The sequence below is a fragment of the Vibrio sp. B172a genome (assembly GCF_030248355.1).
Classification (GTDB): domain Bacteria; phylum Pseudomonadota; class Gammaproteobacteria; order Enterobacterales; family Vibrionaceae; genus Vibrio; species Vibrio owensii.
In genome coordinates, this window is the sequence record NZ_JAHGAC010000020.1 from 56,524 (window position 1) to 69,565 (window position 13,042).

Annotated in this window: 12 protein-coding genes; all 12 read left to right on the forward strand. The window is 46.3% G+C overall.

Annotated elements, in window-relative coordinates; translation table 11 throughout:
- Window positions 1-116 precede the first annotated feature (116 nt).
- The 12 genes from relA to rpoS all read left to right on the forward strand — a co-directional run bounded on the left by relA (window position 117) and on the right by rpoS (window position 12,997).
- Window positions 117-2,336: a GTP diphosphokinase gene (relA, locus tag KIT90_RS18320; protein ID WP_005436441.1), complete on the forward strand. Its 2,220-nt coding sequence runs from the start codon at window positions 117-119 to the stop codon at window positions 2,334-2,336.
- 208 nt (window positions 2,337-2,544) lie between these two features.
- Window positions 2,545-3,342, forward strand: coding sequence for a nucleoside triphosphate pyrophosphohydrolase (gene mazG / locus KIT90_RS18325; RefSeq protein ID WP_039841946.1), 798 nt, complete (start codon window positions 2,545-2,547; stop codon window positions 3,340-3,342).
- Window positions 3,343-3,493: 151 nt separating this feature from the next.
- Window positions 3,494-5,134 (forward strand): CTP synthase, encoded by a 1,641-nt coding sequence (locus tag KIT90_RS18330; protein WP_009707596.1) that lies wholly within the window; start codon window positions 3,494-3,496, stop codon window positions 5,132-5,134.
- A gap of 78 nt (window positions 5,135-5,212) precedes the next feature.
- Entirely contained in the window at window positions 5,213-6,514 is a 1,302-nt protein-coding gene (eno, locus tag KIT90_RS18335; RefSeq protein WP_009707595.1) for a phosphopyruvate hydratase, read from the forward strand.
- A gap of 508 nt (window positions 6,515-7,022) precedes the next feature.
- Window positions 7,023-7,304, forward strand: a complete 282-nt coding sequence (gene ftsB, locus KIT90_RS18340) for a cell division protein FtsB (protein ID WP_005436434.1) — start codon at window positions 7,023-7,025, stop codon at window positions 7,302-7,304.
- Window position 7,305: 1 nt separating this feature from the next.
- The gene (gene ispD, locus KIT90_RS18345; protein ID WP_285377961.1) at window positions 7,306-8,013 is read left to right on the forward strand and encodes a 2-C-methyl-D-erythritol 4-phosphate cytidylyltransferase; all 708 of its coding nucleotides are present in this window, start codon (window positions 7,306-7,308) and stop codon (window positions 8,011-8,013) included.
- A 14-nt stretch (window positions 8,014-8,027) separates the two neighbouring features.
- Complete coding sequence (ispF, locus tag KIT90_RS18350; RefSeq protein ID WP_005436430.1) at window positions 8,028-8,504, forward strand: 2-C-methyl-D-erythritol 2,4-cyclodiphosphate synthase; 477 nt, start codon at window positions 8,028-8,030, stop codon at window positions 8,502-8,504.
- Between the two features lie 45 nt (window positions 8,505-8,549).
- Window positions 8,550-9,593, forward strand: a complete 1,044-nt coding sequence (gene truD, locus KIT90_RS18355; protein WP_285377921.1) for a tRNA pseudouridine(13) synthase TruD — start codon at window positions 8,550-8,552, stop codon at window positions 9,591-9,593.
- Window positions 9,593-10,369, forward strand: coding sequence for a 5'/3'-nucleotidase SurE (gene surE / locus KIT90_RS18360; protein ID WP_005436425.1), 777 nt, complete (start codon window positions 9,593-9,595; stop codon window positions 10,367-10,369). Before truD ends, surE begins: the two co-directional genes overlap by 1 nt.
- Window positions 10,369-10,995: a protein-L-isoaspartate(D-aspartate) O-methyltransferase gene (locus tag KIT90_RS18365; protein WP_005436423.1), complete on the forward strand. Its 627-nt coding sequence runs from the start codon at window positions 10,369-10,371 to the stop codon at window positions 10,993-10,995. Before surE ends, KIT90_RS18365 begins: the two co-directional genes overlap by 1 nt.
- A gap of 14 nt (window positions 10,996-11,009) precedes the next feature.
- Window positions 11,010-11,933 carry a peptidoglycan DD-metalloendopeptidase family protein gene (locus KIT90_RS18370; protein ID WP_005436421.1) on the forward strand — a complete coding sequence of 308 codons (924 nt, stop codon included), beginning with the start codon at window positions 11,010-11,012 and terminating at the stop codon, window positions 11,931-11,933.
- A gap of 80 nt (window positions 11,934-12,013) precedes the next feature.
- Window positions 12,014-12,997 carry an RNA polymerase sigma factor RpoS gene (gene rpoS / locus KIT90_RS18375; RefSeq protein WP_009707587.1) on the forward strand — a complete coding sequence of 328 codons (984 nt, stop codon included), beginning with the start codon at window positions 12,014-12,016 and terminating at the stop codon, window positions 12,995-12,997.
- The last annotated feature ends 45 nt before the right edge of the window (window positions 12,998-13,042 follow it).

Consider the following 13,042-nt stretch of genomic DNA (forward strand, 5'->3'; position numbering starts at 1 on the left):
TTGTTGATCACTTACACGTGGTGGGTGGTCAATAAGCCAACGCTTAAAGCTTGGCACAAGAACTAACCTGGATGGTGTTAGTCAAACCACACAAATATAATAATTAGGATGATGAGATGGTTGCGGTAAGAAGCGCGCATTTAAACCAAGATGAACAGTTTGAACTTGAAAACTGGGTGGCTAGCCTAGGTCAAGAGAAGAACACAGCGAAACGCTTAACCGAAGTGTATCGTGATTGCCAATCGATTTTGGCGAACCACGAGCAGGCGGAGCTTTTGTTGTGGCGTGGACGAGAGATGATCGAAATCTTGATCACCTTGTCGATGGATAAAGCGACACTCGTCGCTGCGCAACTGTTCCCTTTGGTCTCAAGTGGTGCTTTTGATAGAGAACTCCTTGAGGAAAAATACAGCAAAGAAATCATTAAGCTGATCGATGGCGTCGATGAAATGGCGGCAATTGGTCAACTGAATGTAACAATGGATGGTGGTGCTGCCTCGTCTCAAGTAGATAACGTTCGTCGTATGCTGTTGGCCATGGTGGATGATTTCCGCTGCGTGGTCATCAAGCTGGCAGAACGTATTTGCAACCTGATTGAAGTAAAAAAAGCGCCGGACGAAGTTCGTCGTGCAGCGGCAAAAGAGTGTGCAAACATCTATGCGCCTCTGGCAAACCGCCTTGGTATTGGTCAGTTGAAGTGGGAAATCGAAGATTATGCCTTCCGCTACCAACAACCAGAAACCTACAAGCAAATCGCGAAGCAATTGGCTGAGCGTCGTATTGTCCGTGAACAATACATCAAAGACTTTGTCGACGACCTTACCCAAGAAATGACCGTATGCGGCATCAACGCAGAAGTCAGTGGTCGTCCAAAGCACATCTACAGTATCTGGCGCAAAATGCAGAAGAAGAGTCTAGCGTTTGATGAATTGTTTGACGTACGTGCGGTACGTATCATCGCTGACAAACTTCAAGACTGTTATGCCGCTCTAGGTGTGGTTCACACCAAATACAAACACTTACCAAGTGAGTTCGACGATTACGTTGCGAACCCGAAACCAAACGGTTACCAGTCTATCCATACCGTGATTCTTGGCCCTGAAGGCAAGACCATCGAGATCCAGATTCGTACTAAAGAGATGCACGAAGACTCGGAGCTAGGTGTTGCAGCGCACTGGAAGTACAAAGAAGGCGCAAGCAGCCGCAGCGGTTACGATGAGAAGATCACATGGCTACGTAAGCTACTGGATTGGCAAGAAGAGATGTCCGACTCTGGCGAGATGTTGGATGAGCTGCGTAGTCAGGTATTTGATGACCGCGTGTATGCCTTTACCCCACGCGGTGATGTCGTCGACCTACCGATGGGCGCAACCCCATTAGACTTCGCTTACCACATTCACTCAGAAGTGGGGCATCGTTGTATCGGTGCCAAAGTAGCGGGTCGTATCGTACCGTTCACTCATAAACTGCAAATGGGCGATCAGGTTGAAATCATCACCCAGAAAGAACCAAACCCTTCGCGAGACTGGTTAAACCCATCGCTAGGCTTTGTGACGTCAAGCCGAGCGCGTGCGAAGATCAACGCTTGGTTCCGTAAGCAAAGCCGTGAGAAGAACCTAGAAGCGGGTCGTGAAATTCTAGAACACGAACTGGCGAAAATCGGTGCAACACTGAAAGACGCTGATAACTACGCACTGAAACGCTTTAACGTTAATAGTGCTGATGAGTTGTATGTTGGTATTGGTAGTGGTGACTTACGTATTAACCAGATCATCAACCACATTAACGCATTGGTGAACAAACCGACCGCGGAAGAAGAAGACCAGCAAGCGCTAGAAAAACTGCAAGAAGCAGAAAGTCGCGCGCCAGCACAGAGTCGTCCGAAGAAAGATGCAGTCGTAGTAGAGGGCGTTGATAACTTAATGACGCACCTAGCGCGCTGTTGTCAGCCGATCCCTGGTGATGAAATCGCAGGTTACATCACCCAAGGTCGTGGTATTTCGGTCCACCGCAGTGACTGTGAGCAACTTGAGGAGCTTCGTCATCACGCACCAGAACGTATCATTGATACTGTTTGGGGTAGCGGCTTTGTCGGTTCTTACATCTTGACGGTTCGTGTTGAAGCAATGGAGCGCGGCGGTCTACTTAAAGACATCACAACGCTATTTGCGAACGAGAAAATCAAAGTCACCAGTATGAAGAGCCGCGTCGATTACCGCACGCAAATGTCGATCATGGACTTTGACCTTGAAGTGACCAACCTTGAAGTGTTCTCACGAGTTTCGAAGCGTGTTGAGCAAATTAAGGATGTAATGTCGGTGAAACGCTTAGGCTAATTTTTACGTCGTATTTGGCTTTCTAGCGGCGTTAGCTGCACTTATGTGGCCCAATCTCATAGGCAAGCTATGCTCATGGGTCTCATAAGCTTACTGCCTTGCCAGAAGAACCAACTACTTAGTAAAAACAGTTAGAAAACAAATTAAAGGTGAGTGGTTTTGACTGCTCACCTTTTTCTTTAGATAGAAAGGTTTAAAGGAACAGAAAATGAGTCATCCAATTGAACAGTTAGAACAAATCATGGCGAAGTTGCGTGACCCAAAAAGCGGTTGCCCTTGGGATTTAAAGCAGACCTTCGACACCATTGTTCCGCACACTATCGAAGAAACCTACGAAGTAGTGGATGCGATTCAAAACCGCGATTGGCCGAACTTGCAAGAAGAGTTGGGTGACTTATTGTTCCAAGTGATTTTCTACAGCCAAATGGCGAAAGAGCAGGGACTATTCGACTTTTCTGATGTGGTGGAAACCGTCAATGAGAAACTGACGCGTCGCCATCCACATGTTTTTTCAGAAGTAGAATTCGATTCTGAAGAAGCGATTAACGCAAACTGGGAAGCAGAAAAAGCCAAAGAGAAAGCGCAAGTAGGCAAAGCTGAAGAAAGTATTCTAGACTCAATACCAAACTCTCTACCTGCGCTTTCGCGTGCTACAAAGATCCAGAAAAAGTGCGCGAAATTTGGTTTCGATTGGGACTCGCTTGGCCCTGTCGTCGGAAAAGTGCAGGAAGAAATTGAAGAGGTGATGGAAGAAGCGCTTCAAATTACTCCGGATGAGGAAAAAGTCGAACTTGAATTAGGCGATCTTTTATTTGCTACCGTGAACCTGTCTCGTCACCTAGGGAAAGACCCTGAAGTGGCACTGGCAAAAGCCAACTTAAAGTTCTCGAAACGCTTTAAAGGCGTGGAAACTAAAGTTGCAGCGCACGGTAAGCAGCTCACAGACTTTACTCTAGATGAACTCGATTCAATGTGGGATGAAGTGAAACGAGAAGAGCAAAGCTGAAATTGCATGAATACTCGACTTTGATTTGAAGCAAAAAATAAAAAATTACGGTGTGATAGATTTCACGTTGTGGCGGTTAGGAGCTTCTGGTATATTTACGTCCCGTCCAGAAGCACTCCATTTCCCTCATTCAACCAATTTCAGGTTAAACATGACGACAAATTACATTTTTGTTACTGGCGGGGTTGTATCCTCTCTAGGTAAAGGTATTGCAGCAGCATCTCTTGCAGCTATTCTAGAAGCTCGTGGTCTAAAAGTGACTATGATGAAGCTTGACCCTTACATCAACGTTGATCCAGGCACAATGAGCCCAACTCAACACGGTGAAGTGTTCGTTACGGAAGATGGCGCAGAGACTGACCTTGACCTTGGTCACTACGAGCGTTTCATCCGCACCAAGATGACTAAGCGTAACAACTTCACTGCTGGTCGTGTTTATGCAGACGTACTACGTAAAGAACGTCGCGGCGATTACCTAGGTGCAACCATTCAGGTTATCCCTCACATCACTAACGCTATCAAAGACCGCGTAATCGCAGGTTCTGAAGGCCATGATGTTGCTATCGTTGAAGTCGGTGGTACGGTAGGTGATATCGAATCACTACCATTTATGGAAGCTATCCGTCAGCTTGCTGTAGAACTAGGCCGTGAACGCGCAATGTTCATGCACCTAACGCTAGTTCCTTACCTAGCAGCTGCAGGTGAAGTGAAAACTAAGCCAACTCAGCACTCTGTTAAAGAGCTGCTATCTATCGGTATCCAACCAGATATTCTTGTTTGCCGCTCTGATCGTATGATCCCAGCGAACGAGCGTAAGAAAATTGCGCTATTCTGTAACGTTCCTGAGAAAGCGGTAATCTCAATGAAGGACGTAGATTCAATCTACAAGATCCCTCAACTTGTTAAGTCTCAAGGTCTAGATGACCTAGTTTGTGCTCGCTTTGGTATCAACGCACCAGAAGCTGACCTGTCTGAATGGGAACAGGTTATCTATGAAGAAGCGAACCCAACTGGCGAAGTAACTATCGGTATGGTCGGTAAATACATCGAACTACCAGATGCTTACAAGTCAGTAAACGAAGCACTTAAACACGCAGGCTTGAAAAACCGTCTAAACGTCACAATTAAATACGTAGACTCTCAAGATGTTGAGACGAAAGGCGTAGAAGTACTTGAAGGTCTAGATGCAATCCTAGTACCTGGTGGCTTCGGTGACCGTGGTATCGAAGGTAAGATTCGCGCAGCACAATACGCTCGTGAAAACAAAGTACCTTACCTAGGTATCTGTCTAGGCATGCAAGTAGCACTTATCGAATACGCGCGTAACGTAGCGGGTATGGAAGGTGCACATTCAACAGAATTTAACAAAGACACTAAATACCCTGTGGTAGGTTTGATCACTGAATGGGTAGACGGCGAAGGTAAAGTTGAAGAACGTACTGAAACGTCTGACCTAGGTGGTACGATGCGTCTTGGTTCACAGCTATGTCACCTAGAGAAAGGTACGAAAGCTCGTGAACTATACGGTAACGCGACAATTCATGAGCGTCACCGTCACCGTTACGAAGTAAACAACAATCTTCGTCCGCAAATCGAAAAAGCAGGTCTGAAAGTATCTGGCCTATCAGCGGACAAGAAACTAGTGGAAATGATTGAGAACCCAGCTCACCCATGGTTTGTAGCGGCTCAATTCCACCCAGAATTCACCTCGACGCCTCGCGATGGTCACCCACTATTCGCAGGTTTCGTTAAAGCTGCTGGCCAAAACGCTCGCGGCGAATTCGAGAAGTAAAAGGATACGGGCAGCGGCAAAGGTTGTACTGCTGCCCTTTAAAATTGACATTTATATTTGAAACGAGAGGAAACATTAATGTCTAAGATCGTTAAAGTTCTAGGTCGTGAAATCATCGACTCACGTGGTAACCCAACTGTAGAAGCTGAAGTACACCTAGAAGGCGGTTTCGTAGGTATGGCAGCAGCTCCATCTGGCGCATCTACTGGTTCTCGCGAAGCTCTTGAGCTACGTGACGGTGACAAAGCACGTTTCCTAGGTAAAGGTGTTCTTAAAGCTGTTGAAGCTGTAAACGGCGCAATCGCTGAAGCTCTAGTTGGCAAAGACGCTAAAGACCAAGCTGCAATCGACGCAGTAATGATCGAACTAGACGGCACTGAAAACAAATCTAAGTTCGGTGCGAACGCTATCCTAGCTGTTTCTCTAGCAAACGCTAAAGCTGCAGCAGCAGCTAAAGGCATGCCTCTATACGAGCACATCGCTGAGCTAAACGGCACAGCTGGTCAGTTCTCTATGCCTCTACCAATGATGAACATCATCAACGGTGGTGAGCACGCAGACAACAACGTTGACATCCAAGAGTTCATGATCCAACCAGTTGGTGCTAAGACTCTTAAAGAAGGTCTACGTATCGGTGCTGAAGTATTCCACAACCTAGCTAAAGTTCTTAAGTCTAAAGGCTACAGCACTGCAGTTGGTGACGAAGGTGGTTTCGCTCCTAACCTTAAGTCTAACGCTGAAGCTCTAGAAGTTATCGCAGAAGCTGTTGCAGCTGCTGGTTACGAACTAGGTAAAGACGTTACTCTAGCTATGGACTGTGCTGCATCTGAGTTCTTCGACAAAGAAGCTGGCATCTACAACATGAAAGGCGAAGGTAAAACTTTCACTTCTGAAGAGTTCAACCACTACCTAGCTGAGCTAGCTAACCAATTCCCAATCGTTTCTATCGAAGACGGTCTAGACGAGTCTGATTGGACTGGCTTCAAGCACCAAACTGAACTACTAGGTGACAAGCTTCAACTAGTAGGTGACGACCTATTCGTTACTAACACTAAGATCCTTGCTGAAGGTATCGAGAAAGGCGTTGCTAACTCTATCCTTATCAAGTTCAACCAAATCGGTTCTCTAACTGAGACTCTAGCTGCAATCAAGATGGCTAAAGACGCAGGTTACACAGCAGTAATCTCTCACCGTTCTGGCGAAACTGAAGATGCAACTATCGCTGACCTAGCGGTAGGTACAGCTGCAGGTCAAATCAAAACTGGTTCTATGAGCCGTTCTGACCGTGTTGCTAAGTACAACCAACTAATCCGTATCGAGGAAGCTCTAGGTGAGCGCGCTCCTTTCAACGGTCTTAAAGAAGTTAAAGGTCAAGCTTAATTCTTAATTGAATTAACCGCTTAACTTAAAGCTTTTGAAAACGCCTCGCACTTGCGGGGCGTTTTTTTATATGACGGAAGCTCTAAGTGAGCGCGCTCCTCCATGTTTCAAGGAAGCGGTCTCAAAGAAGTTAAAGGTCAAGCTTAATCCTTAACTGGGTTAACGGCTTAACTTAAAGCTCTTAAAGACAACCTGCCTTGGCGGGGTGTTTTTGTATCTGACATATGGGAACGCTTCGCTTCGAAAGGTGCGAGTGGACTTGGCTCTTCGAGGCAGTTCACTCGGATATATGAGAACAGGCTTTGCTTTTTGATGTCTTTCGCTTACGTTCATTTGTCATTCGATAGAACGAGGAGGGAGAGAGTAGGGAAGTCTCTTTGTTTCATTTTGCTGCTTTTTTCCTGTAAGGAGCGTGTGAGTCTCTTTTTCTGCCCTAGAGCCAACCACGCATTTATGCTATATATGTCACCTTATCTAATCCCTTCCGGTACAGAATGTTAGCAACGATATGCGAATCTTTGTTATAGCCCTTACGTTACTGTTTGGCTGGCTTCAATATACCCTCTGGTTTGGCAAAAACGGGGTGTCTGACTACTACACAGTAGAAGATGAAATTGAAGTGCAGCAGCAAGTAAACAGCAAGCTGCAAGCTCGTAATAACGAGATGTTCGCTGAGATTGATGACTTACGACAAGGCCTTGATGCGATCGAAGAACGTGCGCGTCACGAACTTGGTTTGGTCAAAGATGGCGAAACCTTCTACCGAATCGTAGGTGAGGATGAACAATAAGATGTTGGCTACTTCACCATCTCATATTGCTATCGTGCCAGCTGCTGGCGTCGGTAGTCGAATGAAGGCAGACCGTCCAAAACAGTACTTGTTGATTGACGGCAAAGCGGTATTGGAACATACCGTGGAAAAACTGCTTTCTCACCCAAAAATTTCTAAGGTTGTCGTAGCGATTACTGACGGTGACCCATACTACCCTGAACTGTCCATTGCCCAGCACCCAGACGTGATTCGTGTGGCTGGTGGTAAAGAAAGGGCAGATTCTGTGCTTTCAGGGCTAAACTATGTAAGAACACATCTTGAGAGCGAGTGGGTTTTAGTTCACGACGCAGCAAGGCCATGTGTACTCACATCCGATATTGACCATTTGATCGACGTTTGTAGCGCACACCCAACAGGTGGCATCCTTGCCTCTCCAGTGAGAGACACAATGAAGCGAGCAAACGCAGCACAAGATATTGATCATACGGTAGATAGAGAAGCATTGTGGCATGCACTAACCCCACAAATGTTTAAAACTCAGCAGCTTACTCAAGCACTGGCTGACGCATTAGAACAAGGTGCAACCATCACTGATGAAGCCTCGGCTTTGGAATGGTTAGGCGAAAAGCCGGCACTTGTTCAAGGGAATGCGAATAATATAAAAATTACTCAGCCAGAAGATCTTGCGTTAGCCGAGTTTTATCTAAGCCGTGAGCGCGGCGAATAAAGAAAGGATAGAAAATGATTCGAATTGGTCATGGTTTCGACGTACATAAATTCGGCGGTGAAGGTCCGGTAATCATCGGTGGTGTAGCGATTCCTTACGAACAAGGTTTGATTGCTCATTCTGATGGTGATGTCGCACTACATGCGTTGAGTGATGCTTTGTTAGGAGCGATCGCAGCGGGTGACATTGGTCGCCACTTCCCTGATACGGATGACAAATGGAAAGGCGCGAATAGCCGTGAATTATTGAAAGACGTATACCGTCGAGTCAAAGAACAAGGCTACCGACTTGGTAATGCTGACATCACTATCATTGCACAAGCGCCTAAGATGGCTCCGTACATTGAAGCCATGTGCGCAGCGATTGCCGAAGACTTGGAAACCGACATTAACAACATTAACGTAAAAGCGACGACGACAGAACGTCTTGGTTTTACTGGACGCAAAGAAGGCATTGCAACGGAAGCGGTTGTACTTCTGTTTAAGCAATAACTAGCAATTTGCTCCTCTAAGCTGTGATATCAGCGGAAACACATCATGTCAGACATTTTATCTTCATTGGCTTACCTAACAGGTAAGCCAGTTGCATCTGCAAAAATCAAAGCGCAACCAGAGCACTTTCAGGTTCGCGAAGATTTAGGTTTTGCCTTTACGGGTGAAGGCGAGCACTTAATGGTTCGTATCCGTAAAACCGGTGAGAACACCAGCTTTGTTGCTAACGAGTTAGCTAAAGCCTGTGGTGTTAAGTCGAAAGACGTCAGCTGGGCAGGTCTTAAAGACCGTCATGCTGTGACTGAACAGTGGCTAAGCGTGCATTTACCAAAAGGTGAAACACCAGACTTTTCAGCATTTTTGGCGCAATACCCGAGCATCGAAATCCTTGCAACGGATCGTCACAACAAAAAACTGCGTCCTGGTGACTTAGTAGGGAACGAGTTCGTGGTTACTTTGTCTGAAGTGACAGATGTTGCGGATGTTGAGCAACGTCTTGAAAAAGTGAAACAAGTGGGTGTGCCAAACTACTTTGGTAGTCAGCGTTTTGGTAACGATGGCAACAACCTTGAAGAAGCACGTCGATGGGGACGCGAGAACGTTCGTACCCGCAACCAAAACAAGCGCAGCATGTATTTGTCGGCGGCTCGCTCGTGGATCTTCAACCGCATCGTTTCAGCTCGCCTAGAGAATGGTGTGTTTGATAAGTTTATCGACGGTGATGTGGCGCAGACAGCTTCTGGCACTCAGTTTGTTGATGCAAGTAACATGGCAGATCTACAAGCACAGTTTGCTCAAGGTGAAGTGGCGATCACTGCTGCACTGGCAGGCGATAACGCACTACCGACTCAAGCGGATGCGCTAACCTTAGAGCAACCGTTCTTAGATGAAGAACCAGATTTGATGGCACTGATTCGCGGTAACCGTATGCGTCATGACCGCCGTGATATCGCACTCAAGCCACAAGACTTAGCTTGGACTGTCGATGGTAACAATATCACAATGACGTTCTCGCTGGATGCGGGCTCCTTTGCGACTTCAATCGTGCGCGAATTGGTTATCGAAGAAAAGGTAGAAAGAGAATATTAATGGAAATGGATTCACACAACGCGAAGCCATTAAGAATACTGCTCAGTAATGATGACGGTGTTCATGCTCAGGGAATTCATGCGCTTGCTGATGAGCTAAGAAGCATTGCTGAAGTGACAATTGTAGCACCAGACAGAAACCGTTCAGGTGCTTCTAACTCGCTAACGTTGGAGCAGCCACTACGCGTTACTGAGATTGCGCCGAAAACCTTCTCTGTGCAGGGGACGCCAACTGACTGTGTCCACTTCGCGCTGAATGAGTTGATGAAAGATGACCTGCCAGACCTCGTGCTGTCAGGCATCAATCATGGTGCCAACTTAGGTGACGACGTGCTGTACTCTGGTACAGTCGCTGCGGCGATGGAAGGGCACTTCCTTGGTGTACAGGCCATTGCTTTCTCCCTCGTCGGCAAACAGCATTTTGAGTCTGCTGCGAAAGTTGCGCGTCAGCTGGTTGAGCAACACTTGGTTCGTCCGATCCCAACTAACCGTTTATTGAATGTAAACGTGCCCGATCTTCCATTTGAAGAGCTTGGTGAGATTGAAGTGACTCGCTTAGGTGCTCGTCATCACGCTGAGAATATGATCAAGCAGAAAGATCCGCGCGGACATGATATTTATTGGCTCGGCCCTCCGGGTAAAGAGCAAGATGCTGGTATTGGTACGGACTTTTACGCGATTGAACATGGCTTTGTTTCAATCACGCCGCTACAAGTCGACTTAACAGCTCATGAGTCATTACGTGCAATGGATAGTTGGTTAAAGGAAGAGAATTAATGAGTAACCCACATGCTGACAGGTTGATAGCGTTTCTTATCTCCAGTGGCATCAGTGATCAACGCGTGTTGGATGCAATTTATCGTTTGCCACGTGAGAGCTTTGTCTCACAAGCGATGATGCACCAAGCATACGACAACAATGCGTTGCCGATTGGTCAGGGACAAACTATTTCTCAACCTTACATCGTCGCGAAAATGACAGAACTGTTGGATCTAAAGTCGAACAGCAATGTATTAGAAATTGGTACCGGCTCAGGTTACCAAACCGCTGTCCTCGCTCAAATTGTCGATCATGTTTATTCCGTTGAACGCATCAAATCCTTGCAATGGGATGCGAAGCGCCGTCTGAAGCAACTCGATATTTATAATGTATCGACTAAACATGGTGATGGTTGGCTTGGTTGGGAAGGCAAAGGTCCTTTCGATGCGATTATCGTCACTGCCGCCGCGGAGAGTGTTCCCCAAGCACTTTTATCGCAGCTAAAAGAAGGCGGAAAGATGGTCATTCCGGTGGGTGACGATGAGCAACAACTATTAAAAATTGAACGTCAGGGTGAACAATATCTGTCGACCGTGGTAGAAATGGTAAGATTTGTGCCACTAGTTGCAGGTGATTTAGCTTAAAGGTTAAAGACTAGGTGAAGAAGTTATTACATCGTTTTGTTATTAGCTGTTTGTTGGCTGCGGGACTTGTTGGTTGCGCGGCTCATTCACCTGCACCTGTTTCAAGCCTAAATAAAGATTACTCGACGGTTGAGCGTGGCAGTTATAGAGGGAGTTATTACGAAGTAAAGAAAGGTGATACCCTTTATTTTATAGCCTACGTCACAGATAAGAATGTAAATGATCTAGTTCGTTACAATGAATTGTCTGCTCCTTACACGATTTTTCCGGGCCAGAGGTTGAAACTTTGGGCTCCGAAATATGTGGCCCCTAAATATGGCCACAAAGTGGAACCCGTTGTCGCTCCTGTAGTTGCAGCAAAACCTGCTCCGGTGACTAAAACATCAACAACGTCAAAGGCGTCAAATTCAAGTAAAAGCTCTACTCAGAAACCTAAGACAACTACGACTCAGGTTGCACAAAAACAGCCGCCAAAGAAGGTTGAACAATCCAAACCAAAGGAGTATGTTGGGTCAAAAGGTAATCAGAATGTTAAACCGAAACCGCCAACAACCACCGCGAAAAATGAAAAAGTCTCGAAATGGTTATGGCCGACAAAAGGGAGAGTAATCAGTAACTTCTCAGCGGGAGAACAAGGAAATAAAGGTATCGACATCGCGGGACAGCGTGGTCAACCTATCGTTTCAACCGCAGCTGGCACCGTCGTTTATTCGGGTAATGCGCTACGAGGTTATGGCAACCTAATTATAGTGAAGCATAACGACAATTATTTAAGCGCATACGCACACAACGACAGACTGCTGGTATCAGAAGGACAAAGTGTTAAGAGCGGACAAAAAATAGCAACCATGGGTAGTTCAGGTGCTAAATCCGTAAAACTACATTTTGAAATTCGTTATCAAGGTAAATCAGTGAATCCAAAGCGCTATTTACCGTAAAACTTTGAATAACAACTTGCGACATCATTTAGCGGCATATTGAGTTGTCATGTCTTGCTAACTCGCCAGGGGGAGGCGTTATGAGTATCAGCAACACAGTAACCAAAGTTGAAGAGTTCGACTACGACAATGCACAATCGGAAGGCATTTCAAACGAACCTGCAAAAACATCTACTGGAACCAAATCAGCGGCGCGCGAAGAATTTGACGCGAGCAGTAAGAGCTTAGACGCAACACAGCTCTACTTGGGCGAAATTGGTTTCTCACCACTACTCACTGCAGAAGAAGAAGTACTTTATGCTCGACGTGCGCTGCGTGGCGATGAAGCTGCTCGCAAACGTATGATCGAAAGTAACTTGCGTCTTGTAGTGAAGATCTCTCGTCGATACAGCAACCGTGGTCTTGCGCTTCTTGATCTTATTGAAGAAGGTAACCTAGGTTTGATCCGTGCGGTCGAGAAGTTCGATCCAGAACGCGGTTTCCGTTTTTCAACTTACGCGACGTGGTGGATTCGCCAAACGATCGAACGTGCGTTGATGAACCAAACTCGTACGATCCGTCTGCCAATTCATGTGGTTAAAGAGCTGAACATTTATCTGCGTACTGCGCGTGAACTTTCTCAGAAGCTCGACCATGAACCAACAGCAGAAGAGATCGCTGCACAGTTAGATATCCCAGTAGAAGACGTAAGCAAAATGCTTCGCCTCAACGAGCGCATCAGTTCTGTTGACACACCAATCGGTGGTGACGGCGAGAAAGCGCTATTGGATATCATTCCTGATGCAAACAACTCGGATCCTGAAGTTTCCACTCAAGACGATGACATCAAATCTTCATTGATCCATTGGCTAGAAGAGCTGAATCCAAAACAGAAAGAAGTGCTGGCACGTCGTTTTGGTCTGCTTGGTTATGAGCCATCAACGCTTGAAGAAGTGGGACGTGAAATTGGTCTAACACGCGAACGTGTTCGTCAGATCCAAGTGGAAGGTTTGCGTCGACTACGCGAGATCTTGATTAAGCAAGGTCTGAACATGGAAAACTTGTTCAACGTAGAAGATGATTAGGTAGAAGTGCTGTAGAGGCGAGTTCAGAATAAACAAAAGGCTATG

Excerpts from the sequence above, each read along its gene's own strand:
- ispF (WP_005436430.1), top strand. The coding sequence starts at position 8,028 with ATGATTCGAATTGGTCATGGTTTCGACGTACATAAATTCGGCGGTGAA.
- eno (WP_009707595.1), top strand. The coding sequence starts at position 5,213 with ATGTCTAAGATCGTTAAAGTTCTAGGTCGTGAAATCATCGACTCACGT.
- ispD (WP_285377961.1), top strand. The coding sequence starts at position 7,306 with ATGTTGGCTACTTCACCATCTCATATTGCTATCGTGCCAGCTGCTGGC.
- surE (WP_005436425.1), top strand. The coding sequence starts at position 9,593 with ATGGAAATGGATTCACACAACGCGAAGCCATTAAGAATACTGCTCAGT.
- rpoS (WP_009707587.1), top strand. The coding sequence starts at position 12,014 with ATGAGTATCAGCAACACAGTAACCAAAGTTGAAGAGTTCGACTACGAC.
- truD (WP_285377921.1), top strand. The coding sequence starts at position 8,550 with ATGTCAGACATTTTATCTTCATTGGCTTACCTAACAGGTAAGCCAGTT.
- ftsB (WP_005436434.1), top strand. The coding sequence starts at position 7,023 with ATGCGAATCTTTGTTATAGCCCTTACGTTACTGTTTGGCTGGCTTCAA.
- KIT90_RS18330 (WP_009707596.1), top strand. The coding sequence starts at position 3,494 with ATGACGACAAATTACATTTTTGTTACTGGCGGGGTTGTATCCTCTCTA.
- KIT90_RS18365 (WP_005436423.1), top strand. The coding sequence starts at position 10,369 with ATGAGTAACCCACATGCTGACAGGTTGATAGCGTTTCTTATCTCCAGT.
- mazG (WP_039841946.1), top strand. The coding sequence starts at position 2,545 with ATGAGTCATCCAATTGAACAGTTAGAACAAATCATGGCGAAGTTGCGT.
- relA (WP_005436441.1), top strand. The coding sequence starts at position 117 with ATGGTTGCGGTAAGAAGCGCGCATTTAAACCAAGATGAACAGTTTGAA.